At 70.7% G+C, this 26,705-nt stretch carries 17 protein-coding genes; 7 read left to right on the top strand and 10 right to left on the bottom strand.

Annotation, left to right across the window (positions count from 1 at the left end; translation table 11 throughout):
• Positions 1-445 precede the first annotated feature (445 nt).
• The gene (locus tag B085_RS41665; RefSeq protein ID WP_037731437.1) at positions 446-1,171 is read left to right on the top strand and encodes an ABC transporter ATP-binding protein; all 726 of its coding nucleotides are present in this window, start codon (positions 446-448) and stop codon (positions 1,169-1,171) included.
• On the top strand, positions 1,168-2,850 hold the full coding sequence (locus B085_RS0107705) for a hypothetical protein (RefSeq protein ID WP_018557993.1): 1,683 nt from the start codon (positions 1,168-1,170) through the stop codon (positions 2,848-2,850). Before B085_RS41665 ends, B085_RS0107705 begins: the two co-directional genes overlap by 4 nt.
• An 83-nt stretch (positions 2,851-2,933) precedes the next feature.
• Here the strand turns inward: B085_RS0107705 and zwf are convergent, their stop codons facing one another.
• The 5 genes from zwf to B085_RS46670 form a co-directional block, all read right to left on the bottom strand.
• Positions 2,934-4,391: a glucose-6-phosphate dehydrogenase gene (zwf, locus tag B085_RS0107710; protein ID WP_037731438.1), complete on the bottom strand. Its 1,458-nt coding sequence runs from the start codon at positions 4,389-4,391 to the stop codon at positions 2,934-2,936.
• 7 nt (positions 4,392-4,398) lie between these two features.
• Complete coding sequence (gene gnd / locus B085_RS0107715) at positions 4,399-5,430, bottom strand: phosphogluconate dehydrogenase (NAD(+)-dependent, decarboxylating) (protein WP_026250781.1); 1,032 nt, start codon at positions 5,428-5,430, stop codon at positions 4,399-4,401.
• Between the two features lie 313 nt (positions 5,431-5,743).
• Positions 5,744-6,391 (bottom strand): hypothetical protein, encoded by a 648-nt coding sequence (locus tag B085_RS49190; protein WP_158689682.1) that lies wholly within the window; start codon positions 6,389-6,391, stop codon positions 5,744-5,746.
• A 431-nt stretch (positions 6,392-6,822) separates the two neighbouring features.
• Complete coding sequence (locus B085_RS0107730; protein WP_018557998.1) at positions 6,823-9,000, bottom strand: S1 family peptidase; 2,178 nt, start codon at positions 8,998-9,000, stop codon at positions 6,823-6,825.
• Positions 9,001-9,148: 148 nt separating this feature from the next.
• Positions 9,149-9,667, bottom strand: coding sequence for a hypothetical protein (locus B085_RS46670; RefSeq protein WP_063741000.1), 519 nt, complete (start codon positions 9,665-9,667; stop codon positions 9,149-9,151).
• Between the two features lie 384 nt (positions 9,668-10,051).
• Here B085_RS46670 and B085_RS41670 point away from each other — a divergent pair, with 384 nt between their 5' ends.
• Together B085_RS41670 and B085_RS0107745 are read left to right on the top strand one after the other, a co-directional pair.
• Positions 10,052-13,651 (top strand): ALF repeat-containing protein, encoded by a 3,600-nt coding sequence (locus B085_RS41670; RefSeq protein WP_158689683.1) that lies wholly within the window; start codon positions 10,052-10,054, stop codon positions 13,649-13,651.
• Complete coding sequence (locus B085_RS0107745) at positions 13,651-14,022, top strand: DUF6086 family protein (RefSeq protein WP_158689684.1); 372 nt, start codon at positions 13,651-13,653, stop codon at positions 14,020-14,022. Before B085_RS41670 ends, B085_RS0107745 begins: the two co-directional genes overlap by 1 nt.
• 213 nt (positions 14,023-14,235) lie before the next feature.
• Here B085_RS0107745 and B085_RS0107755 read toward each other — a convergent pair whose 3' ends face one another.
• Positions 14,236-15,324 (bottom strand): MerR family transcriptional regulator, encoded by a 1,089-nt coding sequence (locus tag B085_RS0107755; protein ID WP_051102004.1) that lies wholly within the window; start codon positions 15,322-15,324, stop codon positions 14,236-14,238.
• 221 nt (positions 15,325-15,545) lie between these two features.
• Here B085_RS0107755 and B085_RS0107760 point away from each other — a divergent pair, with 221 nt between their 5' ends.
• From B085_RS0107760 to B085_RS0107770, 3 genes are all read left to right on the top strand, one after another.
• Complete coding sequence (locus B085_RS0107760; RefSeq protein ID WP_018558003.1) at positions 15,546-16,394, top strand: endonuclease/exonuclease/phosphatase family protein; 849 nt, start codon at positions 15,546-15,548, stop codon at positions 16,392-16,394.
• A 168-nt stretch (positions 16,395-16,562) separates the two neighbouring features.
• Positions 16,563-16,754 (top strand): hypothetical protein, encoded by a 192-nt coding sequence (locus B085_RS0107765; RefSeq protein ID WP_018558004.1) that lies wholly within the window; start codon positions 16,563-16,565, stop codon positions 16,752-16,754.
• Positions 16,755-17,036: 282 nt separating this feature from the next.
• Positions 17,037-18,650, top strand: a complete 1,614-nt coding sequence (locus tag B085_RS0107770; RefSeq protein WP_234018522.1) for an aKG-HExxH-type peptide beta-hydroxylase — start codon at positions 17,037-17,039, stop codon at positions 18,648-18,650.
• Here the strand turns inward: B085_RS0107770 and fxsT are convergent.
• The 4 genes from fxsT to B085_RS0107790 are packed head-to-tail and all read right to left on the bottom strand — an operon-like array spanning position 18,610 to position 26,646.
• Entirely contained in the window at positions 18,610-23,061 is a 4,452-nt protein-coding gene (fxsT, locus tag B085_RS0107775) for an FxSxx-COOH system tetratricopeptide repeat protein (protein ID WP_018558006.1), read from the bottom strand. The genes B085_RS0107770 and fxsT overlap by 41 nt on opposite strands.
• Positions 23,058-24,182, bottom strand: a complete 1,125-nt coding sequence (locus B085_RS0107780; protein WP_106434880.1) for an AAA family ATPase — start codon at positions 24,180-24,182, stop codon at positions 23,058-23,060. Before B085_RS0107780 ends, fxsT begins: the two co-directional genes overlap by 4 nt.
• Positions 24,179-25,666: an effector-associated domain 2-containing protein gene (locus B085_RS0107785; RefSeq protein WP_106434889.1), complete on the bottom strand. Its 1,488-nt coding sequence runs from the start codon at positions 25,664-25,666 to the stop codon at positions 24,179-24,181. The genes B085_RS0107780 and B085_RS0107785 overlap by 4 nt, the downstream gene beginning before the upstream one ends.
• On the bottom strand, positions 25,663-26,646 hold the full coding sequence (locus B085_RS0107790; protein ID WP_018558009.1) for a trypsin-like peptidase domain-containing protein: 984 nt from the start codon (positions 26,644-26,646) through the stop codon (positions 25,663-25,665). The genes B085_RS0107785 and B085_RS0107790 overlap by 4 nt, the downstream gene beginning before the upstream one ends.
• Between the last annotated feature and the right edge of the window lie 59 nt (positions 26,647-26,705).

Here is a 26,705-nt window from a genome sequence, read left to right on the forward strand (position 1 = left end):
GCCCGGTGGTGGAGGCAAGGTGCCGCGGGTCGACGAGAGGCGGGCGCACGAGGCTGCGGGCGGGGCGCGGGCGGGTTCTCCTCGGCGGTCCTGCCGCCGAGGTGCCGCAAGCCCCCGAAGGCCGCCGAGGTCCTGACGCCGCTCTACCCGCACCGGCTGTCCACCCGGAACTTCGTGCCCGCGCCGGAGAGGTCCGCAGTTCCGCCACCGGACCGTCGTCGGCCACCGTCGACCGGCTGACCGCGCAGTGGCAAGCCGATCACCAGGTCTTCAGGGACCGCGACCTCTCACCAATGGACTCGCAGGCACCCTGCACCCGGAGTGACCAGGGACACCCAGCGCTCCCCCGGCCGGGCGGAGCGTGGACAATGGCCGAGCCGCTCCGGGCCGTCGTCCCGAGGCCGAAGCGGGGACAGCGTTCGCGGTAGACGAGAGGCCCGGCGACATGGGTGCACCACCATTGCTAGAGCTCAGCGGCGTCAGCCGGGTCTATGGCAAGCGCACCGCGCTGGCCGCCATGAACCTGCGACTGCGGTCCGGGAAGTGCGTGGCGCTGCTCGGCCACAACGGCTCCGGCAAGTCGACACTGCTGCGCATAGCGGCCGGTCGCGACAAGCCGAGCACCGGCACGGTGACGTTCGACGGCAAGCCGATGAACGAGAACGACCCGGCGGTCCGGGCCCGGGTGGCGGTCGTCGGCGACACCGCGGCCTGTTACCCCGACCTCACCGTGCGCGAGCATCTGCAGCTGGTCGCGGTGGCCCACGGGGTGGAGGACGCCAGCGACTGGATCGGCCACGTGATGGCCGAGCGGAAGCTGACCGACCACGCCGACGCGCTGCCCGGGGCACTGTCCTCCGGGCAGCTCCAGTCGCTGCTGCTGGCCTCCGCGATGGTGCGGCCGCGCGATCTGCTGCTGCTGGACGAGCCGGAACAGCGACTGGACCCGGGCGCGCGGCGGCAGCTGGCGGACCTGATCAAGAAGGAGACCGCGGAAGGCGTCGGAGTGCTGCTGGTGACGCACCACGGAGAACTGGCCCGGGCGGTCGCCGACCGGGTGCTGGTCCTCAGCGACGGCAAGGTGGTGGCCGACGGCCACCCGGACGAGGTGCTCGCCACCGGGACCGACGGACTGACCTGGCTGGCCGAGAGCCCGGACGGTGGCCGGTGACCACCCTCTCGGAAGAGACCGGTGAGCACTCCGCGGCCTGGTCCGACGAGGACGACTGGACGCGCGAGACGCTGCGGCTGGTCCGTGACCTGCGCACCCCGCACCGCCGCAAGAGGACCGGCCAGATCGCCTACGCCGTGTACTGCGTGGCTCTGCTCCTCGCGGTGTGGGGAGGGCTGCCGAGCCTGGGGCTGTTCCTCGAGAAGTCGATGGGCGCCGACTACTCCGGTCACGGACCGGCGATCCTGGCCGCGCTGCCGGCCGGGTCCTGCGCGCTGGGGCTGGGATGGCTGCTGATCGCCGCCTGGGACGCCCAGTGGCGCGGGCCGGTGGTGCCGCCGCGCGAGAGCGTGGACTGGCTGCTGGCCCAGCCGGTGAACGTCGCCAAGGTGCTGCGGCCGTGGTTCTGGGGGTCGGCCGCCGTCGCGGGCGGCGCCGGACTGCTGGTCTCGGTGATCGGCATGATCGCGCTGGGCCTGACGGTCGGTGTCGGGCTGCCGGCCGCGTTCGGCTGGTGCCTGCTGGGCGGCAGCGGTCTGCCGCTGCTGGCGACCGCGCTGGCCACCGCGGTGGAGGGCAGCGAGCGGGTGGCCCGCTGGGCCCGGCTGGCCACTCCGTACGTCGCCATGGCGGTTCTGGCGCTGGTGGCGCAGACCGTGCTGGCGGTCGCCGGCCACCGGCTGCCCGGGCTGGAGCGGGTGGAGCTGTGGTCCGGGCCGTGGGGCTGGGCCGGGCTGGCCGCGCTGGCCCCCACGCCGGCCGCGCTGCCGGGCGGCTGGGCCGCGGGCGTCCTGCTGGCGGTGGTGGTGGTCGGCGCTTTGGCCGCGGCACACCGCTTCACCGGGTCGCTGGCGCTGTCCGCGGTACGGCGGCGATCCCGGACCGCGACCGGCGTGATGGCCGCCCTGCGCACGGTGGAGTTCCGTACCGCGCGGCAGGCGGTGGCCGGGGTCACCGGCGGGGGCCGGTCGGTGCGATGGAGGTTGCCGGCGCCCCGCCGGCCGGAACTGGCGGTGCCGTGGCGGGACACACTCGCGCTGCTGCGGACCCCGGGCCGGCTGGGCCGGGCAGTGGTGCTGGGGGTCCTGGCCGTGCTGGGCGCGGTGCTGGCGGCCTCGGCGCACGGCGGGACGGGCGTGACGGCGGCGCTGGCCTCACTGGTCTTCGGCTACTGGTCGCTGACCCAGCTGCTGGAGCCCGCCCGGGTGGAGACCGACGATACCCGACGCGGGTCGTGGGCGCCGTACCCCTACCGGGGCCTGATGCTGCGGCACACGGCGGTGCCCGTCGCGCTGGGGCTCCTGGTCGCGCTGGCGGCGGCGGGGGTGCTGGCAGGCGAAGGCGCGGGGGCCCGCGCGTGGCTGGCACCGGCCCTGGTGCCGCCGCTGGTGGGCGCTTCGCTGGTCAACGCCTGCCGGGGGGCGACCAAGCACCATCTGCTGATGTCGTCGGCCCAGTCTCCCGCCGGCGGCATGGGCCCGGTGCTGTTCCTGGGCTGGTACGGCGCCGGGGCGCTGGCGGCGGTGGCCACGCTGGTCGTCCCGTTCCTGACCGCGCTGCATTCCGGCTCGGCCGCCTCGATCGTCACCGCCGCCGTGGCGAGCGCCATGGTGACGGGGATCATGGTGCGCTGGGCGGTCACGCGGATCGGGAACCTGACGGCTCCCTTGGCGGACTGACGGGGGCGTCGCCGGCCGCCGCCTCAGGCGGTGAGCCGGCGACGTCTGTCGAGGCCGTCCGCCGATTCCCGGCCGCCTGCCGCTCACCTCCGGTGCGGAAGGCTCCAGTGGTGCGGCGCGATGAGATGCCGGACGCTGTCCGGGCCCCAGGAGCCCGGAGCGTACGACTCGACCGGGGGCGGGTTCTCCAGCAGCGGCGTCGACGCCTCCCACAGGCGCTCGATGCCGTCGGAGCGGGTGAACAGCGACTGGTCGCCCAGCATCGCGTCCAGGAGCAGGCGTTCGTAGCCCTCCAGCGCGTGCATGGAGTTGAAGGACTCCGCGTAGCTGAAGACCATCTCCGCCCTGCTCAGGCGCATGGCGGGGCCCGGGTCCTTCACCAGGAACGAGGCCGTGATCCGGCCCGGGTCGTCGAAGTCGATCACCAGCGCGTTGCTGCGGGCCCCGGCGTGGCCGCGCGCGGCCAGCGGGAACATGCGCAGCGCCGGTTCCCGGAAGCCGAGCGTCACGACATGCCGCGCCTCGGCCAGGGACTTGCCCGAACGCAGGTAGAACGGCACCCCGGCCCACCGCCAGTTGTCGATCCCCACCCGCAGCGCGACGAACGTCTCGGTGTCCGACTTCGGATCCACGCCCGGCTCGGACCGGTACCCCTCGTACTGCCCGCGGACGACATGCGCCGGATCCACGGGCTGCAGCGACTCGAAGACCTTCTCCTTCTCGTCCCGCAGCGACTGCGCCTGCAGCGCCGTCGGCGGCTCCATGGCGATGAATCCCAGCAGCTGGAAGAGATGCGTGACGATCATGTCCCGGAACGTGCCGGTGCCCTCGAAGAACTGCGCGCGCCCCTCGATGCTGATGCTCTCCGGCACGTCGATCTGCACATGGCTGATGTGGTCGCGGTTCCAGACCGGCTCGAAGAGGCCGTTCGCGAAGCGCAGGGCGAGGATGTTGTCGACCGACTCCTTGCCGAGGAAGTGGTCGATACGGAAGACCCGGGACTCGTCGAAGACGGCGTGGATCGACGCGTTGAGCGCCCGTGCCGAGGCGAGGTCCGTGCCGAAGGGCTTCTCCACGATCACCCGGGCGTTCTCGGACAGCCCGCTCGCCCCGAGCGTCTCCACCACGGACGTGAAGGCGCTCGGCGGCACCGCCAGGTGGAACAGCCGCCGCGGCTTGCCTCCGATCGCCCGCTCGGCCTCCTGTACGGCCGCGATCAGCGGCCCGGCGGCGCCGGTGTCGCACGCGCCGAACGACAGGGCGGCCTCGAACTCCTCCCACGCCCGGCCCCGGGGCTTCGACCGTCCGAACTCCGCGACCGCGTCCCGCGCGTGCTTGCGGAACTCCTCGTCGCTCAGCGCGCTCTGGGCGGGCGCCGAGCCGACGATCCGGTAGCGGGCCGGCAGCAGTCCCGCCTTGGCGAGGTGGAACAGCCCCGGCAGCAGCTTGCGCCGGGCGAGGTCGCCGGTCGCGCCGAACAGCACCACGACATGGTCCTCGGGGACCAGGCCGTGAGTGGGGGAGGGGGAAGCCTGGGACATGGCGGCCTCACCCGGTCTTCTCGGCGTGGCCGCCGAACTCGCCGCGCATCGCGGACAGCACCTTGTCGCCGAACTCGCCCAGTCCGCGCGACGCGTACCGCTCGGCCAGCGAGGCGCTGATGACGGGGGCGGGCACGCTCTCGTCGATCGCCGCCTGGACGGTCCAGCGGCCCTCTCCGGAGTCCGAGACCCGGCCGGTGAACTGGTCCAGCTGCGGCGAGCGGGCCAGCGCGTCGGCGACGAGGTCGACCAGCCAGGAGCCGATCACGGAGCCGCGCCGCCACACCTCGGCGACCTCGGCCACGTCGATCTCGTACTGGTACGCCTCGGGCTCGCGCAGCGGCGCCGTCTCGGCGTCGACGTCCCTGCGGCCGAGCCCCGCGTCCGCGTGCCGGATGATGCTGAGGCCCTCGGCGATGGCCGCCATCATCCCGTACTCCACCCCGTTGTGGACCATCTTCACGAAGTGGCCGGCGCCGCTCGGCCCGCAGTGGAGATAGCCCTCCGGCGCCGTCCCGTCCGTCCGGGTCCTGCCGGGCGTGGGCTCGGCGTCCCCGCGGCCGGGCGCGATGGTGCGGAAGATCGGGTCCAGCCGCGCCACGGGCGCGTCCTCGCCGCCGATCATCAGGCAGTAGCCGCGGTCGAGCCCCCAGACACCGCCGGACGTGCCGCAGTCGACGTAGTGGATCCCTCGCGGGGCGAGCTGCCGTGCGCGGGTCATGTCGTCGCGGTAGTAGGAGTTGCCGCCGTCGATGACGGTGTCGTCGGGCTGCAGCAGCGCGGCCAGCTCGTCGAGCGTCGACTGCACCACCCCCGCCGGGACCATCAGCCACACGTTCCGGGGCGGTGCCAGCTTCTGCACGAAGTCCTGGAGGGAGGCGGCGGCAGTGGCGCCCTCCTTCTCCAGTTCCAGCATGGCGTCGCGATTGAGGTCGTGGACGACGCACGGATGGCCGTCGCGCATCAGCCGGCGCACGAGATTGGCGCCCATGCGGCCGAGGCCGATCATGCCGAGTTGCACGGGTGAGTCAGTGGCCATCGTCGGTTTCCCCGTTCCTCGGCGGCCTCCGGCGGGCCGGAGGTCCTGTTGTCCCATGCCTCAGGGCGGCTCCTTGGGAATCTACTCATTCACGGCATTTGGTGCGATGAGGGGAACGCCGTACGTCGGCGGCCCGGACCTGCGATTTCCCTTCGCCGGCGGGCTTGGCGCCGCGGCCGGAGCGCCGCTGCCGCACTGCGCCGTCCCGGTGACGCGGCCGTCCTGCCGCGTTGGTTCCGCGGCCCGCGGCCGACCGATCCCCGGCGCGGGCAGGACGGCGTCCCGGCCGCCGCCCCGCCCCGGCGGCTGCACCTCAGCGCGCGATGCGGCAGTTCCGCCAGGCCGTGGCCAGGGCCCGCGGGATCTGCGGGATGGCGCGGCAACCGCCCTCGCTGGCGGGGAAGCCGTCGGTGGCGACGTAGCTCCAGTCGCTCCCCGAGGAGGCGCGGAAGTACTTCATGGCGCTGCCCTCGTCCTGCAGGCTCACCAACTCGCCCTCGGTGGCGCCCTGCGTGGGCTGGAACTGGGCGGCGGCGTAGCGGACGGTGCCGCACTGGCCGTAGAAGAACCGCCCCGGCGCCGGCGCGATGTGCACGAGGCGCGGGAAACCGCGCTGGTACGCCCGCGTCACCGCGGCCTTCACCTCGCCGCCGGCGGCCAGATTGCGGCAGCCGGGGACGGAAGCCGGTGACTGCCGGGTGCCGCCGGTGGCCTTCGGGGTGGTGGAGCGGGACGAGGGCCGCGGCGCGGCGGAGCCGGACGACGAGGCCGAGGGAGGGGCGCTCCCCGACGCCCCCGCCGAGGCCGATACATCAGCGGACACCTCCGCCGAGGCGGACGCCTTCGGCGAAGGCGAAGTGGCCGTGGCGGCAGCGGAGTCGGAGGAACCGGTGCACCCCGTCAGCAACAGGACCCCGCCCAGCAGCGCGGCGGCTACGGAGACACCTCTGAATCCGGACAACGTGACGCTCCTCGCTGGTTGTTGAGCCTCGCGCGTACGGCCTCGGCCGACGGAGGCGGTGATCCGCTCGCCACTCTCTACTACGCCGCGGCCCTGACAGGTTGCACAGGAAGCCGAATCGACGATTGCGATTCCGTATACGCGCAGACCACGCGGCCACATCGGGATCGGGTGACGGACCCTGTGGGGGCCTGGGAGACGCGCTCCGCCGGTGCCCTGCGGAAACCGCGAAGCCCTCTGCCGGACGCCGGGGCGGCTGGGCAGAGGGCTTCGCGGTTTCATGCCGTCGATCAGGCCGCAGTGGCAGAGGACGCCGACGTCGTCAGGCGGCGCCCGGATTCAAAGGGTCGTGGCCGCATTCAGAGAGGCATCCCGCCCGTCCCTCGACGCGATCGGCGTCGGGGGACGGGCGGGGATCGCACGCGCTCGGATCAGCGGACGTTGTACCCGAAGCGGGCGCCTGCCGCGGGCAGGCCGCCGCTGCCCGGCTGGAAGGTGGTGACGGTGCCGTCCGCGCCGCCCGCCGTCACGTTGCTCATGGGCAGTGAGTGGACGGCGCCGTAGGTGCTGGGGCCGTAGGGCATGCCGACGTAGAGGCTCGTCGCGGTGAAGTGGAGGCTCGCACCCAGTTGCGCGTTGGCGGTCGGGGCTCCCGGGATGCCGGAGGCGTCTCCCGACTCGATCCAGTGGTCGTTGGCCCCGGGGGAGCCGAGAAGGGAGAAGGTGCTGATCGCACCGGCCTTCGCGGTGGTACCGATGGCCTCGCCGGTGATACCGACGGCGAGCTTCAGCGTGGCGGCCGAGCCGACCGCGCGGGGTGCGGTGTTCACCGCCGCCAGCGTCTGGCCGAAGCGGTCGCCCGCTTCGGAGGTGCCGGTCACATCGTCGGTGGCGGTACCGGAGTCGATCTCGGTGATCTGGCTGTAGGTCCCGGCCGCGGTCACACGGAAGGTGATGACGTTGCCCGCGTCGGCCTTGGCGGCACCGTCGATGTCCAGGTCCTCTCCCGGCGAGCCCACCGCCAGGATGGAGTCTGTGGCCGTCGAGGAACTGGTGGGCCGGTAGGAGATCAGGGCAAGGGAAGCCCCGAACTGGTCGCCGGCCTCGGCGGCGCCGGCGACGGTGTCGAGGTCCTGGTCGAGGCCGAACAACGGCGTGGGCTTGCCCTCGGTGTTCAGCTTGTGGTCGAAGACGATGGCCGTACCGGCGCCGGTCTTGGTGCCGATGGCGTCGTTGGGTGCGGCGATGGCGATGTGGTTGGCGTCGGCTTCGACGACACTGCCGAACCCGTCGTTCGCCTCCGCGGTACCCGGCACGCCCGTGCTGTCCTGGCTGATGCCGACGACGGAGAGGCTGCTGCCGTGTACGTACAGCGCGTTGCCCGCCTTGGCGATGGAACCGAGGGACTCACCGGGTATGCCGATGACGAGGAAGGGTTCGCCCGCCGTAGTGGTCCCGGCGGCGAGGGCCTGGCCGAGCCGGTCGCCGGTCTCAGGAGCCGAGGAACCCAGTACGCCGGTGCCCTGGCCCTGCTCGAAGTGGGTGAACTTGAGCGTGCCCGCTCCCACTCCGTTGGCGGCACCGTACAGGATGTCCGCCATACCGGCGTCGGTGGCGGTGCCGAGGTCCTCGGAGGGCGTGCCGACGACGATGTCGGTGCAGCCGTCCTGGTTGTAGTCGACAGCGTCCATGGACTCGCCGAACCAGTCGTCGGCTTCGGCTCCGCCAGGCACCCAGTCGAGATCCTGGTTGATCTCGGCTGTGCCCTTTCCGCCGCCGTAGATGACGCGTATCAGCCCTGCGCCGCTGTCACCGCCCACGGTCGCCTTGGGGTCGGCGACGGCGACGTCCTCGATGCCGTCGCAGTTGAAGTCCGAGATCCTCGGCTTGTTGACGACGCTCTGCACCCAGTCGCCGAGATCGTCCACGCGACTGTTCTCCGCGTCGGTGCGGGTCTCGGCGGTGTCCTGGCCGAAGCAGCCTCCTTGCCAGGAGCGGCTGTTGACGGAGACCAGCTCGTACGTGCTGCCGGAAGGCCGCAGGGCGGGGCCGCCGGTGTCCCCTGCGCAGACCGCGGCGCCGTTCTGGCCGGTCATCTGTGTGGTGGTGGTCTGGGTGGCTCCCGCGCTGAAGGTTCCGGAGTGCAGTTTGAGCGGCGCCCATTCCGTCTTGGTGCGTCCGTAACCGGTGACCGTGAGCTGCTCGCCGGAGGCCGGGACGGTAGAGGAGACCTTGACCGGTGCGACGCTGGTGACGGGACGGCTGAGCCGGGCCAGCACGAGGTCGCGGTCGCTGCGGGGCACCAGTTCGACGACGCCTCGGACCTCACCGGAGGTGGTGGTCAGGTCGGTGCGGCCGATGGTGGCGGTGACGGGCTTGGCCGGCTTGCCGACCGGCGGTGTGGTCCCGCTCGCGGGGTCGTCCACGAGGCACGATCCGGCGGTGACGATCCAGTCGGTGTCGACCAGCGCTCCGGAGCAGGCTCGTGCGCCGTTGTCGATGTCGATGCGAGCGGTGAAGGCGTAGCTGCCACTGGCGGCCGGGCTTCCGGTGACGGCCTGGGCCGGAGCGCCGGCGAGCACACCGTAGACCAGCCCGGAAGCGAGCACGGTGGCCGCGGGTGCAAGACGGGAAAAGGGCTTTAACACAATTAAGGATCCTGTCGTGACTTGAGCGAGCCGGAAGAGGCGCGCTCGTGTGGGGGGTCGGCCGGCTGTGACGGGTGACCTGTGTCTGTGCTGGGGCGAGCAGGAAGCGTCAGCCGGTTACGCGTATCTCGACCAGGACGGACCGGGCGCCACCAACAGTGCCTTCGCCGACAGGAGCGAAGTCGTCCTTTGCCACCTCGACGGTGGTGGTCACTCCGTCGGCGGTCAGGTCCGCGCTGATGGGGTGGTCCGCGGTCTCCAAGGCGAATACGCGGGGGAGTTCCAGTGTGAGATAGCCGGTGCCGGCGGTGGCCTGGAAGCAGTACAGCTCGTCCCGGCCGACCGATGCATCCTTCACGGTCAATACCCTGATCTGGTTCGCCGTTGCTCCGCACTCGGCCAACACGATGTGGCCGTCACCTCTCTTGAGCAGAATGCCCTTTTCTGCAAGTACGTTCGCGGCATTCGGATAAGAGAAGTCCTCGACGGCAAACGGGGCAATTTCGACGGCCGTTCGGCTGGCTGTGGTCGGGGAAGGCGCGGCTGCGGCGAAGGTGGACACCCCCACCAGGGCCGCGAAAATACCGACAACACCGGCAAATAAGCGTCTGCGAAGGTCAGATGGCACCGAAGAATCCTTTCGGGTGGCGCGCGGCGATCCCAAGCCCGAAGCGCTGGTTTCCTTGGGAAGGATGGCCCGTTACGCGCAGTTGATGGGTAGTCGACAAAGCGTCCTGCAGACTACCTCGGCACCCCGCGCCCAGAAATGTGACGTGTGTCACACGGATCGCTCGTTTAGGTGTGGCCTGGATCAGGGATGCTTGACCGGGAGTTGGTGTTCCATTTGCCTGTTGTTTTTCCCATGGGCATTGCATCCCGGTCCGCATATGATCTCGCGTCACGGACAGTCGGCGATTCGGAATGAGTCGTCGCCCTACGAGATGAGTCATTTGTGAAGCAGAGCATTAATGGGCCGGGCTTAGCGGGGAAGGTGTCGCGTGCGATACGCACTTTGAGCCTGACTCTCATTCCCCTGGCCTTTGTCCTGGGGTCGTTGGCGCCCACACCGGCAGCAGCCCAGGAGATGCCGGCGGACGCCGGGTACGGCGTGACCCAGGCGGAGACGACTCCGACTGAGCGCGGGTTGGTCGTCGACTACTGGAGGGAAGGCGGCCCCGGGGTCAGGGCGGCCGCCGAGGTGGCACTGACCGGCAGCGACGCCGACGTGCAGGCGTTTCTCGCGGCCGTCGACGACATCGCGCTTCAGGACATGCGAGTGAGCGCCGCCCAGTACGCGAGCGTGGGCGGCACAGAGTTGCTGGCGGCAGCCCGAGAGGCACTGGCAGACACTCCGGCCGCGCTCGAGGATTTCCTGGACGACGGCTGGGAAGCGCCAGCGGCGCAGGATGACCGGATCCGAGCGGCCCAGATCGTCAGCACATCCGGTCCGAATGTGCAGGACGCCGGGCGTGCGGCGCTGAACGGCACGATCGACGACGTCAGGGCGTTCCTGCGCGAGGGGCAGTACACCCAGCGTGAGCAGGACGAGCGGGTGCAGCTCGTTCAGATCATCAGTGTGGGTGGCCCCAATGTGAGGGCTGCCGGTCGTATCGCGCTGTACGGGACATCGGACGACCGCCGGGAGTTCCTGGAGGTCGGCCAGTTCGTCGCGCGCGCCAAGGATCAGGAGCACGCCACCGTCGCCCAGCTTGCCGAGCAGGCGAAGGAGGCGGGCCGGCAGGCCGCGAAGGAGACGGCGTCCGCGAAGGTGGAATCCGCCAAGGCCGTCGCTGCAGCACAATTGGCCAAGGAAGCGGCGCTGAAGGCCGCGGCCGAGGCCGAGGCCGCCAAGGACGACACGGACAAGGCAGCGCGTGCCGCCAGCCGGGCTGCCAAAGCCGCTTCGCAGGCAGCTGCCTCCGCTCAGCAGGCGATCGACGCCGCGCGGGCGGCGAACAACTCCGCTCGGGTCGCTGCGAATGCCGCCTCTCAAGCGGCCGCCGCTGCGGCCGGTGCTTCTCAGGCGGCGTCCCGTGCCCGTAACGCGGCTGCCGATGCCGCGGTGGACGCGCAGAACGCGGACGCCGCACGCGTGGCCGCGCAGAACGCACGCAAAGCCGCCACGGGCGCGGACCTCGCCGCGGACGCCGCCGATGAAGCGTCCAAGGCGGCCACCGCCGCCGGTGACGCAGCCCGCTCCGCCATAGGCGCGGGCACCAACGCGAACCTCGCCGCCAACGCCGCCATCGAGGCCGGCAACTACGCCGGGGACTCCAGTGCCGCCGCAGCCGAGGCGCGCGCAGCCGCGGCGGCAACCAAGCGCCACGCCGCGGAGGCCAACCGCGCCGCAGCCGCCGCCGAAGCTCTTTCGCGTAAGGCGGCAACGGCAGCGGCCGAGGCACGTGACGCGGCCCGGTCGGCCGCGACGCATGCCAAGAACGCAGCTGATGCGGCCGACGAGGCCGCCGATCACGCGGGCGACGCAGCCACGGCCGCCGCGAAGTCCACGGCGCACGCCAACGCCGCCACCGAGGCCGCGAACATGGCAACGGCAGCAGTTCTCAAGGCGCAGCAGGTCTACACACTCGCCCGCGAGGTCGAGGCCGAGGAGTTGCTCGGGCGTACCAACGCCGGAATCGAACGCGCCAAGGACCAGAAGGCAGCCGATGCTGCCCGAATCACCGCGTTGAACGAGTTGGAGCAAGCGGTCCAGGACCGGGACGCAGAGCGGGACCGGCTGGTGGCACAAGCCGCCGAACCCGGCGCGGACCTGGCAGCCGTCGCCGACAAGGGCCGTGAACTGTCCGTACTCGTCATCAAGAACGGCACCACGTGGGGGCGCGCGGCGGCCGAGGCCGCCCTGTCCGGCCCCGACGAGGTCGTCATCGACTACCTCCGCAACGGATGGACGACCGCCAAGGAGCAGGACGACCGCTCCTACGTCGAACGCCTCGCTGAGGAGAGCGAGGTCACGGAGGTGCGCGACGCGGCCGAGGTCGCGCTCGACGGTGACGCCTCCACCGTCACCGCCTTCATCGCCAACGGCCAGTACCAGGTGGCTGCCCAGAGCATGCGGGTCGCTGTAGCACAGGTCCTCGAAGACGCAGGACCGATCGTCACCGAAGCCGGCCGCGAAGCCCTGGCGACCGGCGATTCCAAGAAGTACAGCGAGTTCCTGATCACCACGCAGCACACCGCGCGGACGCAGGACGAGCGGGTCAGGGCGACCCAACTCGTCGACTCCGGTGGACCGGAGGTGAAGTCGGCGGCCCGGATCGCACTGGAAGGCTCTCCTCAGACGCTGCACGCCTTCATCGCCTCCGGCCAGTACAAGGCACAGCGCAAGGACTACCTCGCCACGACTCACGTGGCCCAGGTGCAGAAGCTGATCGCGGACGCTGCGAAGATCGCGGCCACCGCGCAGCAGAACGCCGCCACCGCCCAGAAGGTCGCCGCGACCGCCCGCAAGGCGGCGGCCGAGGCCGCCGAGTGGGCACAGAAGGCCGACGCCTCGGGCGCCCTGGCTCAGGGATACGCGGATCAGGCGACTCAGCACGCCAAGGACGCCGAGGCTTCGGCGGCCAGCGCCGCCGCCTCAGCCAAGACCGCACGCGATGCGGCCAACAAGGCCAACACCGCCGCCAATGACGCGGCCAGGTCGGCCGCGGACGCCACGCTCTCCTCGGAGATGGCGCAGGCCTCGTCGTCCAGCGCATGGGTCGCCGCCGACCAGGCACGGCAATCAGCCATCGATGCAGGCAAGGACGCCCAGGCCGCATTGCGGGCGGCCACCGAGGCGTTCACCGTGGCGGTCACCAAGTACCGCGAAGAGGAGGAAGCCCGACGCAAGGCCGCGGTCGCCGCCAAACAGGAGGCGATGAACGACCCTGGCGCCCGCGCCCGCGAGATATACCGCTGCGGTCAGGCAATCGTCCCCTGCGACCCACAAGGCTTCGCCCGCTGGTGCCAGCACGAGGAGGTGTACTGCGAAATCCTCTCCAGGGGAGAAGAGTTCGAGGCCGCGATGAAGCAGCTGTGGGACGTCACCTCCGAACTCACCGGTCTCGGCGAACTCGAGACATGCCTGGAGAACAAGGACTTCGAGCACTGCTCAAGCCTGGCCGCAGATGTTCTCATCGGAGCCAAGTTGAAGGCGCTGGACAGGGCTCTCGACAGCCTGCAACTCCTCAAGCGCGGATGTAAGATCGTCGGCAAAGCCCCCGGGGCGCGCGTCTCGTCCGGGCTCCTCGCCCGGTCGGGCAGTGGAGGGTTCGGATGCCTTGAAGGCAAGGTCGATTACGATGTCTACGATCCCATTACCGGAGACAGGATCACCGACATCGATCTCTTCGAGGGTGATGTCCTCTGGGAGGACAAGCACGTTCTCGGTTACTGGGCTGATGAGGATTGGCTCAACGAACACATCGAAGAGAAGTTCGAGAAGTACCTGAGGGCCCGCAAGGCACTTCCCGAGCACTATGCGGACGCCTCGATCGGTTTCCGGTTCACCCGTCCGAACCAGGACTCGCGGTTCATTGCGGCAGTCGAGGCCCGGTTCCAGAAACTCAGGGAAAAGTATCCGGACGTGCACATCCAGACCAGGTGGTTCTGATGAGTCACCCGTTCCAAACCGCCGACACATCAAGAACCCTCTGGGACCCGGCACTCAGAGTGGGGCAGACCTACGTGGCCCTTGCTCGGGAAGCCGGTGAAATGAACGGCTTGCCAACGGGTTTGACGGACAACGAACGACTCGGCGGTAGTGACGTCGACGTCGCTGTGTTCCAGCAGTTCACGCAGGGGCTCTACGACAGATACTGCTCCACCAACAACTTCGTCCTGCATGGCCTCCTGCGTGGGCTCTTGCTGACCTCGATCGTGATGCTTGAAAAGGGTGGTGGCTCGATCGATCGGAACCGCGAGGGCGAGAACGGTCTGTGGGAAGGCCTGGACGCCTACATGCGGGCGATGCACGAGGGCTGAGAGAAGCCTGATGAGGCGCTCGGCCGGGGATCCCCGGCCGAGCGCCTCGCGTGGACGAGCCGGCCGCCGACCTGTGCATCCTCACCTCACACCGGCTCGACCTGGCTGTGGACTGCAGGAGGGCGATCGACGGGATGCGAGCCCGGCTGTTGGAGTGCGTGCCAGCCTGACGGCTCGGCCGCCGGACCGGATCCCCCCGAAGCGGTCAGGCGGTCACGCGTCCAGGCGCACCGGCATCAGGATGGAGAACGTGTCGTCGGCGTCCGGCCTGCGGACCGCCAGGGGAGCGGTGGGCGCGCCGAACTCCAGCACCAGCCGGTCCCGGGCACCCGCGGCGAGTGCCTGCAGCAGGTACTCGCGGTTGACCGCGACGTCGTCCGGGCCCTCGTCGCCGTCCCCGCACACACCCACCGTGCCGTCGGCCGCCACCGCGAGCACGCTGATGTCGGGGGACTTCCCGTCCTGCTCCCGCGCTTCGCCGGCGCGGACGGGGCCGGTCTCCAGCGCCGTACGCAAGGCCGGGACCTCGACGACGACGCGGCGCCCCTCCGGCAGCCGCACGAGGCGCCGGTAGTCGGGGTAGTCGTGGTCGGGACAACGACCGGCCGCCTGACGGTCCCCCGCCGCCAGGGCGACACGGTCACCGTCCACCGTGAGCTCGACGGACGCGGGGTCGCCGGCCAGCAGCGCCCGCATCGCGTCGGCGAGCGGGGACGGCACGACGACCTGCCTGCGCGGCCCGTCGTGCCCGGTGACACCGGTCCGCGCGACCGCCATCCGGTACCGGTCGGTGGCGACGGCATGGAGCGTCCCGCCCTCGATGTCGAACAGGACGCCGCCCAGCACCGGCAGCTCGGGATCGGTCCCGGCGGCGAAACGGACCGCGTCCAGCGCGGCGGCCAGGCCCGAGGCGGGGACGGCGAGTCGGACGGTGCCGTCGGTGACGGGTGAGGACATGGGATTCTCCTTGCGGTCGAGTAGTGCACGGATCGCGGAGAACTCGACGCGGGCCTCGGACAGCCCCCGCTCCAGACGGCGCAGTTGCGCGTCCAGCAGCTTGCGGACGAGACCGGTGTCCTCACCGCACCACGCGGCCAGCACCAGGCGCACGTCCGCCAGGGGCATACCGGTGCGGCGCAGCCGCGCGAGCAACCGGGCCTCCGCCAGCTGCTCGGGGCCGTACCAGCGGTAGCCGCTCGACGGGTCCACCCGGGTTGGGACGAGCACCCCGGCGGTGTCGTAGAACCGCAGTGCGCTCACGCCCAGTCCACTGTCCCGGGCCAGCTCACCGATACTGCGCATGTCGTTCTCCACACCCGGGACTCTGCCCCCTCCACCAGGTCGAGGGTCAACCCGCCTTCCCGGCCGGACGCCAACCAGACGCGTAGGTCGGCGGGTTGAACGGGGCGTGACATCCGGCACCGGGAGAGGGGACCCGGTCTTCATTCGCCCGTCACGCGTCCGCCAGGAGCCCCGACCACGATCGTGATCGTTCCTGTCGCCGTCCCTGGAGGACCTGCACCATGCTGCGCCGGACCCTGTCCGCCCTCGCCGTCGTCTTCGCGCTCGCCACCACCACCGGCACCGCCGCCGCCACCACGGGCAAGGCTCCCGCCGCCGACGGCCGCGGCGCCCGCGTGCTGGACGTGATGACGTTCAACATCCACCACGCCCAGGGCACCGACGACGTGCTCGACGTCCCGCGGATCGCGGACGTCGTCCGCCGCAGCGGCGCCGACGTGGTCGGCCTGCAGGAGGTCGACAACCACTACTCCGCGCGCAGCGACTGGGCCGACCAGGCCGCCGACCTCGCGAAGCTGCTCGGCTACCACGTCGTCTTCGGCGCCAACATCGACAACGCGCCCCCGGCCGGCAGCGACCACCGGATCCAGTACGGCACCGCCATCCTGTCCCGCTACCCGATCACCGCGTCGGACAACACCTGGCTGTACAAGTCGCCCGGCCAGGAGCAGCGCGGTCTGCTGCACGCCACCTTGAACGTGCGCGGGAAGGCCGTGCAGTTCTACTGCACGCACCTGGCGGCCAGTTCGCAGACCGACCGCCTCCGGCAGACCCCGCAGATCGTCGACCTGATCGGCGACAAGGAGCCGGCCGTCCTCGTCGGCGACTTCAACGCCCTGCCGGCCGCCCCCGAGTCGCAGCCGCTGCAGGCCAGCTACACCGACGCGTGGGCCCGTTCGGCGCACGGCCGCGGCGACGGCGCGACCTACCCCGCCGAGGCCCCGACCGAGCGCATCGACGCCATCTACACCACCGGCGACGTCAAGCCGCTGGTCACCCGCGTGGTGCAGGCCGACCCGACGGCCTCCGACCACCTGCCGCTGGTCAGCAAGGTCCTGGTCACCCCCTGATCACGCGCCGGGGCCCAGCGGTTCCCCTGCCGGGCGGTGGGACCGGACGGTTGAAGGCCTCCGCGGTGATGCGGGGGCCTTCGCCGTCCGGCCGGAAGGGGCGGGCCGTACCCCGGGCGCCGGGGAGTGGGTCTTCCCCAGAGGACAGCCTTCGGTCACCATGGGGGCATGACGTACACGGAGGGAAGTGCCGAGGGCCTGCAGTCAGCGCTCATCGACCTGTCGGGCATATCCTTGGACGAGTTCGACGACGTGCGCGGCCTCTCCAGCGCACTCGCGGTCCTGCAGGGACAGTTGGCCCGTACCGCTGCCCCACTGTGCGAGGGCAGCATGGCGGCCATGTGTGGCGGCGCCCGATGACGGTCCCTTTGTGTCCGTCCGCGACTTTTGATCACACCTGAGGCCTATCGGATTCACCAGCAGACGCTCGTCGGAGTCGCCAACGGCGACTTGGGCGAGGCGGATCTCGCCCTGCTGCGATCGGCTCAGCGAAGCCGGCTCCTCCTGGCGCTGCAGGCGATTCTCCAGCTCGCCGGGCACGTTGACGGCGGATGGCCGCACGGGGCTCCTCCGACCCGTCCCGCTGCCGCGTGGGTCGTGCTCGGGGCCGTACAGCGACGCGATCCGGGCGCGGTGGAGGCCGTGCTCCAGGACCCCGCGGTGGGTGCCTGGGCCTTCCGGCTGCTGAGGCAGCTCGCGCACGGCGCCGTGGCCGCCCCTTCGGACGCTCCGTCATGGGCCGGCGCGACGATGCTGGGTTCCCTCGCCGCGGCCGCGGCCGTCCGCGCCGGAGCCCGGTGCTCGCTGCGGGTTCCCGCCCGAGGGGGGCGGCTGTGGCTGCCGTCCCTCGGGGTGACCGGCGCCGTGGGGCGGGGGGACTGGACGGTGGTGGGGGTGGAGAGCGGGCACGACGGAACGGTGGTCTACGGGGACGGCGGATCCGTGCGGATGCCCGAGGACCTCACGGTGCGGGCCGAGGGATGGTCGCCCCTGCCGGAGATCGGGCACGCGGTTCCGGGAACGTCACGAGCGGCCGTGCTGGACCATCTCTCCCCCTACCGGGACTTCCGGTCGCTGCGGGACGCCACGGACCTCTCCGCCCCGGAGGTCGAGGAATGGCGTTCCCAATTCCGCCGTACATACGAACTCCTGCGGTTCACCGACACCACGGCCCACAGGGTGGTGGCCGGGACCGTACGTTCCGTCGTCCCCGTGGAGACCGCGAGCGGACTGCACATCGTCAGCGCGTCGGTCCCGGATGCCTACGGCGCCATCACCATGTCGTTCAGCTCCGACACGTCCTCCATGGCCGCCACGCTCATCCATGAGGCACGGCATCAGTTGCTGACGGCCCTCGGGGATCTCACCCCTCTGTTCGTCCCGGCACGAGAGGGGCCCGAGCCGCTGTACTTCGCCCCGTGGCGGGAGGACCCGCGTCCCCTGCGGGGACTGCTCTTCGGCGCCCACGCGTTCGCCGGAATGACGGCGTTCTGGCGGGAGCGCCGACGGGACGGCGACCCGCGGGCGGACTTCGAGTTCGCCCTTCACCGGTGGCAGCTGAGGATGGCACTCGTCGCTCTGCGCAGCGCCGTCGGTCTGACCGAGACGGGCGGAAGAATCGTCACCGCGCTGACGGAACGGGCAGCCGAATGGTGGCAGGAACCGGTGCGGGGGCCTGCCGCCCGACTGGCGGACTTGTGCTGCCGTGACACACGGGCCACGTGGCGGGCGGCGAACCTGGCGGTGGCGGAGACCGCCGCCGACGCGCTGGCGCGGCGCTGGCTGGACGGCCGGCCACCGCCCACGGAACTTCCGGCGGCCCGTATCACGACCGTGCGGCCGCCCGGGGTACGCGGCGGGGCGCGGACATGGCTCGCCCGCCTGCGTCTCGCCGACCGCAACGCCTTCTCGAAGGTCCGCGCGGAACTCGAGGCGGGCGCCCACAATCCGCAGGGCATCCCGCGGGCGTCGGCCGCCGACGCGGCCTTGGTGGCGGAGGACCGAGACGAGGCGATCGCCGGCTACCGCGAAGCCGAACCCGCCGCCGCGGCCTGGATCGGCATCGGCCTGGCAGCGGAGCACGACGACACCCTGCTGGTGGAGCGCCCCGAGCTCGTTCTGGCGCTCCACTCCGCCCTGCTGCGCCGCGAAGTGCTGCCTCCGGGGCCGGAGGGACTCGCCGACTGGCTCGGCGCCCGTCCGGCCGACCGGACGGTCACACGCCGAGTAGGTCGATGTCGCAGTTGGCCCGTTTGAAGTTCTCCGCGTCGACCGTGGCCTGGTGCTCCGGCCCGTGAACGGTGCGGAACAGGGCCACAGCGCGGTCGTGCAACTCCTCGGCCTCCTGGGACTCACCGAGACTGTCGAGGTCGTAGGACAGGTTCACCATGATAGCCAGGGTCGCGGGGTGACTCGCGCCGCGTGACTGGGTGCTGAGGGCCAGCAGCTCCGTGTCCATGGTGCGCGCCTCCTCGAACTCGCCGACCGCGAAGTGGTCGCTGGCCAGATTGGTCCTGGCCAGGAGCGTACGAGGGTGGTCCGGGCTCAGGACCCCGCTGAGGCCGTCCACGGCCTCGTGGTCCAACTCGTGCGCCTCCGAGACCTGGCCGAGCAACCGGAGGCTGACCGCGAGATTGGTGGCGGTGGCGTAGGTGTGCGGGTGCTCGTCGCCGAGCAGTGCCTGGCACCTCTCCATGGCGGCCCGGCCGAGCTCCGCCGCCTTGTCGAGACTGCCCGTCTGACGCAGGTCGGTCGCATGGTTCAGCGACGCGCGCACGGTTTCCAGCGAGTCCTCCCCGGCCTTTTCGCGGAGCACCTTCAGCGCCATGCCGGAGAGCTCCAGGGCGGCCTGGTGGTCACCCAGTTTGCGCAGGGTGACCGACAGCTCCCGGGTGGCGCGGATGGTCATGTCGTGCTCCGGACCCAGCCGTGCGAGTGCCAGGTCCCTGAGGTTGGACAACAGGGTCCGCGCTTCGTCCCCGCGGCCGAGTTCCTGCAGGTCCAGTGCCATTTGGTACCTGCTGCTGAGGGTCGCGAGGTGATCGTCCCCGAGGACTTCGACCCGTCGTTCGTAGGTGTCCTCGTCCAGCCGGTACGCCTCGGCGAAGTCACCGGCGAGACGGAGGCTGACCGCGTAGTTGTGGGCCGACTGCAGGGTGCCGGGGTCGTCGGCGCCCAGCTCGCGGTGCGTGGTGTCGTAAGCCTGCTGGTCCAGCTCCCTGGCGCGGTAGAAGTCGCCGCGCAGGCGGAGCAGGATCGCGAGCACGCTCAGGGCGCGCTGGGTCGTCTCGTTGCGCTCGCCCAGCACGCGTCGGCAGCGCTCCACCAGTTCGGCCTGGAGGCCGTAGGCCTCGGCGTAGCGGTTCTGCCAGCGCAGCGCGAGGGCGCGGACCTGGTCCACGGCGATCACGTGCTCGTGGTCCTCGCCCAAGGTGCGGCGCCAGATCGCCGCGGCCTCGTCGGCGACGTTAAGGGCTTCGACGTAGTCACTGCGTTCCTGGAGGAACCGCGCTTCGTTCAGGACGAGCTGACGGGCCCAGCCGTCCTCGCACTCGACCATCCTGGTGGCCCGCACATGTGGCAGCAGGGCGGAGTAGCGTGACCATGCCTCGGGGAGTCCGGGATTCCTGGGATCGGCGTTGGCGAGGATTTCGTGTGCGTAGTGGCGCATCTCAGCGCGTTCCTGGGGATTCATCTGCTCGACGAGGACGCGCTGCACCAGGCGGTGAACCTGGATGGTCGAATTGCGGTGGTCGATCCGGGCGAGCGCGTACCGGCCGATTTCCCGTACCGCCTGGGAGAGCTTGATGGGATCGTCAAGAGCGGCACGCAACGCCGGTGGGGCGGTGACGCCCCGTACCGCCTCGAAGAACCCCCGGGAGATGGGCTCCGGCGCGAAGAAGGCACAGATCTGCAGCAATTGCAAAGCGGCCGGATGGTCTTCGCGCAGGCGGTCCAGGGAGACGTTCCACGCCGCTGCGACCGGCAGATCGTAATCGGCGGGAGGCGCCAATTCCAGCAGCTCCGAGCACTTGGTCTCGAAGAGGTCGAGGTACTGATGGGCAGGCATTCCCGTCTCGGCGAGCCATACGGCCGCCTGTTCAACGGCGAGAGGCAGGTCGCCGAGGGCGTCGGCCAGCCGGTCGGCGGCCTCGTCGGGAATTTGCGGACTGCGTCGCTTGATCAATGCGACGCTTTCCGAACGTGTGAACACATCGACCTCTAGTGAGCTGGCCAGAGTAGACCATTGGGAGTTGCGGGAAGTTACCATGACGCGTCCCGGACCGTCATGAGGGAAGAACTGCCGGACTTCATGCGGATTTTCGGCATTGTCGAAGACCAGGAGCCAGTTCGAGTAGGGTTGGCCCACGCGAAGTGCTTCCAGGACGGCAGGTACGGCGCTTCGGTCGGCGCCTGCCCGCAAACCCATGTGTTCCCCGAGTTCGATCAGGGATTGCACGATCAGGTTGGTCTGTTCGGAGGGAATCCACCAGATGAGCTCGTAGTCCCTGCCGTAGCGGTACACGTATTCGATGGCGATCTGGGATTTTCCCACTCCGCCCATTCCGTGCAACGCCTCGGGCAGTACGGCGGTGGTTATTCCGGTGGCGAGCCTCTGGCGGAGCTTGGCCAGCTGTTCCTCGCGTCCCGTGAAATTCCTGTTGCGCAGCGGCAGGTTCGCCCCGATGCGCCTCGGGTTCGGCGGGGCAGTCTGCGGCTGAACCGTCAACGGGCCTGCGGACTGCTTCACGGGGGACGACACGGAACCTCCTGGGATTGCTGGGGAGGGCGACTCCTGCGGAGGCGTCGTAGCGGCGGCGGACCGCCGCTCAAGCGTATCCGACCGATCACCCGTCGTCATATGCGCTGGTAGGGGATGTATGGGTGAAGCTCGCCGTTCCTCGTTCAGTAAGCACTCCAAACGATCGGCGCGAGCTTGATAGGGACCTGAGACCGCGGAGAGCGCCGTGCGCAGGTGTTTGACGAACGGCCGTGTCTGCTCGGTCACCGGGGGGTCCGGGGCGTCGGTCTGCCAGGCCACCACCGCTTCCCCGCCCGCGAAAGCCGAGGCGAGGCGGGGCCCCAGATGCTCGGAGACATGCCGCAGCACGCCCAGCGTCTCCGCCCTCGTGCCCAGGGCGAGGAGTTCCTGCCTGACGCCTGTCGTGAAATCGAAGGAGACCCTCTCGGCGTCCTCGGCGTCGTAGTCGTCACGCACAGACCGCAACAGACCGAACATCATGATCTCGGCGAGGTTCCAGGTCTTCGCCTCCGGGAGCATCCGTTGCACGAGGCGCATGACGGGGAGGTTGAGCGGAGCGGCGGCCAGCCGGCGGGCCAGCGTGAAAGCGGTGGGTGATGCCTTGGCCATGAACCGGCCGACGGTCTCCCGGGCCCGGCCCGGCGTCGGCTCCGACAGGGAGACCTGCTGATCGGCTCTGGTCTCGAGGTCACCGTTGATGCCCGTGAGCAGCGCGGCCATGGTGTGACGTCCGCCGGTGGAGGCGATCAGCCGTGCCCAGCGGCCGAGGGACCCCGGCGTGAACTCCAGAAGCGGTACGGGCAGGGGGTCGGCGGCGTTCGGGTGAGGCGGATCGCCCAGGGCCGACAGGCCCGCGCTGATCCGGCGTGTTCTCAGCAGCCGGTTCGGTGAGACCGGCGCGGGGACGGTGAGCTCCACCCTCACGGCGGTGGGGAGGGTGAACTCCCACACTTCCTGTGGCATGACGCTGAGCACGGCGGTCGGTGACGATCGCGCCAGCGAGTAGAGGTAGGCGGCCGCGTCGCCGTTGCGCCAACTCGGTGAGACCGCGTCCGTGACCACGAGCGCCACACAGTCGGGACCCGGTGTGCTCCGCCGTGACGTGGCTCCGAGTCCCCTTATGCGGGCGCCCTTCTCCGCGATGGCGACGCGGGTCACGGTGATGGTCCGGAACGCCGCCGTCCGTTCCAGTAAGCGGCGGAGCCTGTGCACGGTGTCCTGCCACAGGGTGAGTGACGGGTGGTCGTCGACCAGCAGCAGCAGTTCGAGCCTGCGCTCTTCGGCGGGGTGGCAAGCCGGAATCCACAGTCCGTCCGCCGCCGCACGCTCCGCCGTGGCCGCCTCGTCCACCTCCCAGGCCGTGTGGGAGGGCCGCCTCAACCGCAGCGGACGCAGGGAACGGGCCAGTGCGAGATCACCGGACGGTGCCGCGGCGGAGGGGCGGCCGCCCGACTGCGGCTCACGCCTGGGCGCGGTGGACCAGAAGGAGGCGGACCGGACGGCTGGCGCGGGCCCCGTCGCGTCCGAGCGCCATGCGTTCGCGACCAGGGGCTCCGAGGTTGGGTGCGCGGCCGGTTCGCTCCTCCGGCCATCGTGCTCGGGACGGCGGATGCCGTCGCCGGAGTCTCCGGCGTCGCCGTCCTCGCGTGTGGGTCCGGAGTCGTCGGCACCGCCGCCGATGCCGTCGGATGCCTCGCCGGGAGGGGAGCTCTCATCGGGCCGGCCGCCCGGGCCCGTCGCCGACCGGGTTGCCGGCCGTGGGGAGCCGAGCTCGGCGGAGCGGCCGGACCGCCAGTCCAGGTACGGGTAGGGAGAGGCGGAGTCCCGCCACGCCGCCAGGTACAGCGCGTCCAGCAACTCCTGCTGGGTCGGCCGCGACGACGGGCCTCCCTCTTCCCCGGTCACGCGGTCCTCGCTCCGGGATCCGTTCCGTTGAGCCCGTGCCAGACCGTCCGGCTGAACTCCGGGAGCGGGCCGGTCTCGTCCGAGGCGCGCGCGGACATGGCGAGGTAGAGCGAGTTCAGCAGCTGATCGTTGGAGAGGCCGCCGCGCTGACGGCTCCGCTCGAGGAACCGGGAGATCAGGTCGTCGGCCCACTCGGTGACGGCCTCGCCGCCGAAGTGCGCGACGAGCATGTCCGCGAGGTCGTTCTCGTCGGGTTCGGGCATGTCGAGCAGGAGGCACCGGCGGAGGAACGCGGGCGGGAACTCCCGTTCGCTGTTGGACGTCAGGATGACCAGGGGGAAGGCGCTGCAGGTGACCGTCCCTCCGATGATTTCCGCCTCCCGGTCCGGGTCGTCCGTCAGCACCTTCACCCTCGGATGCCTGCGGCGCGCCCGGAGGAGTTCCGGGATCGAGTAGGAGCCCTCCTCGAAGACACTGAGCAGGTCGTTGGCCAGGTCGAGGTCGCTTTTGTCCAGTTCGTCGATCAACAGCACCCGGGGTTCGGCATAGGGGAGGAGCGCCGTACCGACGGGGCCCAGCTGGATGTAGTCACCCACGCCGGGCGGCGCGGAGCGGTCGCCGCCGGAGTGGCCTTCCCCTTCCGCGGCCCTCTGCGCAGCGGTGTCCTGGACGCGACCGATCGCGTCGTACTCGTAGAGACCCTGCTGGAGGGTGGTGCGGCTCGTGATGTGCCAGCGCAGGACGCGTCCGAGGCGTAACTCACGACTGATGCGGTACGCCAGGCTGGACTTCCCCGTCCCCGGACGTCCCGACACCAGCAGCGGTCGTCGCAGCAGGAGCGCGGCGTTGACCATGTTCGCCTCGTGTTCGGCGAAGTTCGCGAACTGCCGTGCCGGGGCCCGGTGCAGCCCGAGCCGGCGCCTGATCTCGGCGTCGTCGTCGGGCGGCGGCGGAAGGACCGGGCCGCCGCCGAAGCTCCTCCACGGCGGGGGAGGGGGGAGGAGATCCGCGAGGCGGGTGTCCTGAAGTGGCTGACCGGCCCCTCGGTAGATCCACCAGCGCGGTGGTTGCCCGTCGTTCTGACCGGCAACGGGCACAGCATCGTCGTCAGGGCGAGTCACGAACTCTCCTCCCCGCCCGGGGGAGGACCCGCCGATGTGCCCACCGACGCGACGGGCATCCGGTTCGGATCATCCCAGAGCAGAGCGACATGGCGGCCGACCAATACATCGTTCTCAGGATCGCTGTCGATGGCTGCGATGCGCAACGCCTTCACGACACCGGGTAATCCGCGGAGATCGTGGCGATCCAGCAATGAGCGCAGAGCGGACAGGAATACCGGATCCGCTGGGCCTCTCCGGTCCCAGAGGATGACGGGGACCCCGGCCCTGAGCGCCTCCACCAGTTCGTCCCGGCTTCCGCGCGCCCCCGTTTCGCCGCGTGCGCCGGTGGGCGGGTCGCTGAGGACCGCCACCGCGGGCGGAGGTTCCGAGAGGAGGTGCGACCTGCCGTCCTCGGGATACCAATGCACACGCCCGGCACGGCCGTTGGCGAAGGCATCCCACCTCCGGCCCCAGCGGCCGTGGAGATCACGTCGGCCCAGTCGGTCGAGACTGCGGACGACGACGTGGTGATCCTCGCCCAGCACCCCGCCCACTCCTTGGAATGAAGTCTTGTGCCATCGTTCCACATCCAGGTCGAGGAGGTCCCTGGGGAGTACGAACTCCAATGCCAGATCCGCCCTGCGGTGCGCCATGTCGCTCTCCGCGTGGAAGACCAGGGTGGCCACCTCCCTCTCGGCGTCGCGCAGGTCGATGCGGGAGTCCTCTCCCTTGATCCGGCCACCCGGATGTACACGCAGCCAGTGGCTCAGGAGGGTATCGCGTCCCGACTCCGCGTCGAGGAGCGGACGCAGTTGAACCATCAGATAATCGGAAGGGTTCCATACGTCGATGTGTTCGGACGCCGGGGAACCCTCGTCCGCCGCGGACGGCCGCTCCGACCGCCCCGTCGCCGCGGGGCGGTAGGGGTCGTGTTCCTCCGCCCAGTCGATGATGAGCTGCTGTCGCTCACCGTCGGCTCCGAGTGCGAGAAGCTGCTGCAGGACCTGGAAGCAGGGGAGTTGGCTCCCCGGCCGGGCGTTGAGCGTCGCGGCGTGGAGGAACACCGTCCAGGGCTCGGTGCAGGGGAGCGGGGGAGCGAACCTTCCCAAGGTGTCGAGGAACTCCGCGTAGCGGCGATCCAGATCGGGTATCCGGATGCCGTCCAGGAGATCGAAGAGCTCCTCCCAGCTCTCGTCGTCCAGGAGTTCCACCTCCCAGGCGGCGGTGGCCACCTTGAGCTTCCGCATCGTGATCGAGTTGCCCTCGCGTACCTCCAGGGCCTCGATGAGCCGGGCGATGCCCGCGGGCTGGACGGACAACTCCTCCATGACGGCGAAGACCACGCCGCGTCGGGAGGTGCCCGCCGTGGTGTCGAGGGACGGGCTCAGCTGCGGACACAGCCGGTGCACGACCTGACGCAGCGTCTCGGTGTCCCGCAGGCAGCTGACCTGCGCCACGGCGTCCACCAGATACCGCGGTGGTACCCGCTCCGCGACCGTCATCGACCACCCCCCGATCCCGGCACGCCGGAGCAGCACATGCGGTCGAGGATTCCCAGGGCGTCGAGCGCCGATTCCGAATCCCCGCCCAGGGTGAGCAGAGCCGCGCGCAGGGCCGGGCAACCCTCGCGGTGGTCCGTGCAGGCCTGCACCACCGCGTGGAGCTGCTGCCGCGGCCATGGGTGATCACGGATGCCGCGGCGAACCCGCGCCGGCAACGCGTCCCGCAGGGCACGGCCGGAGTCGTAGCCGATCTGCGGCACGTCGAGCAGCGCGTCGGCGAGCTCGTACTGCTTCTCCAGCGAGGGCGGAGTGCAGGTGCGTGCTGCCGGAGGCCGCGCTGCGCCCGACAGCGGTGGCCAGAGCCGAATGGCGACGTCGGCGGGAAGCATCCATGCGACCTTCGTGCTGCGGTCGGTGTGGGCGGCCGTGACGATCCCGACGACGCGGGACCCGTCCGGATCCCACACGGCCGCGCCACTGAATCCCCGCTGCACCACGGCACCAGTGGTACGCATTCCGTCGAGCTGGACCCACTCCGGACACGGCCCACCTGCTCCGGCGAGCCGGGCCGTCGCGATGAGGCCGGCGGGGGCGTCCCGCGGATAGCCGATGATCGACACACGGTGGCCGGGGCGAACGGGGTCCGGTGCCAAGGACAGCGGGCCGCAGCCGCGGGGGAGGGGAGGATGGCCCACGTCCAGGGCGAGGACGGCGAAGTCGCAGCGGTCGGTGAGGGAGACGCCCGGAGCGGGGCCGTCGAGCGGTGGAGGGGGCGACCAGGCGGCGGGCACGGGGTGGGCGGAGGCGGACCAGTCACGTCCGGGCAGATCGACCAGCAGGCGGCCTCCGGAAGTGCCCTCCACGGCGGCTTCGACCACATGGGCACACGTCAGCACGTGGGCACCGGCCGTCGTGGAGTCCTTGGGCGCGACCAGGACTCCGGCTCCCCACAGCGTCCCGTCCGCGGAAAGGACGCGCACTTGACCACGTTCAGGCCCCACAGCGATCGTCTCCCCCGAGCGTCACCGTTGTACTTCAC

Source organism: Streptomyces sp. BoleA5, from assembly GCF_000373665.1.
In the GTDB taxonomy this organism is placed as follows: Bacteria; Actinomycetota; Actinomycetes; order Streptomycetales; family Streptomycetaceae; genus Actinacidiphila.

Bases quoted from the DNA above. Each gene is read 5' to 3' on its own strand.
- B085_RS41665 (WP_037731437.1), top strand. From the start codon at position 446: ATGGGTGCACCACCATTGCTAGAGCTCAGCGGCGTCAGCCGGGTCTAT.
- zwf (WP_037731438.1), bottom strand. From the start codon at position 4,391: ATGTCCCAGGCTTCCCCCTCCCCCACTCACGGCCTGGTCCCCGAGGAC.
- gnd (WP_026250781.1), bottom strand. From the start codon at position 5,430: ATGGCCACTGACTCACCCGTGCAACTCGGCATGATCGGCCTCGGCCGC.
- B085_RS0107745 (WP_158689684.1), top strand. From the start codon at position 13,651: ATGAGTCACCCGTTCCAAACCGCCGACACATCAAGAACCCTCTGGGAC.
- B085_RS0107755 (WP_051102004.1), bottom strand. From the start codon at position 15,324: ATGCGCAGTATCGGTGAGCTGGCCCGGGACAGTGGACTGGGCGTGAGC.
- B085_RS0107760 (WP_018558003.1), top strand. From the start codon at position 15,546: ATGCTGCGCCGGACCCTGTCCGCCCTCGCCGTCGTCTTCGCGCTCGCC.
- B085_RS0107765 (WP_018558004.1), top strand. From the start codon at position 16,563: ATGACGTACACGGAGGGAAGTGCCGAGGGCCTGCAGTCAGCGCTCATC.
- B085_RS0107785 (WP_106434889.1), bottom strand. From the start codon at position 25,666: ATGACGGTCGCGGAGCGGGTACCACCGCGGTATCTGGTGGACGCCGTG.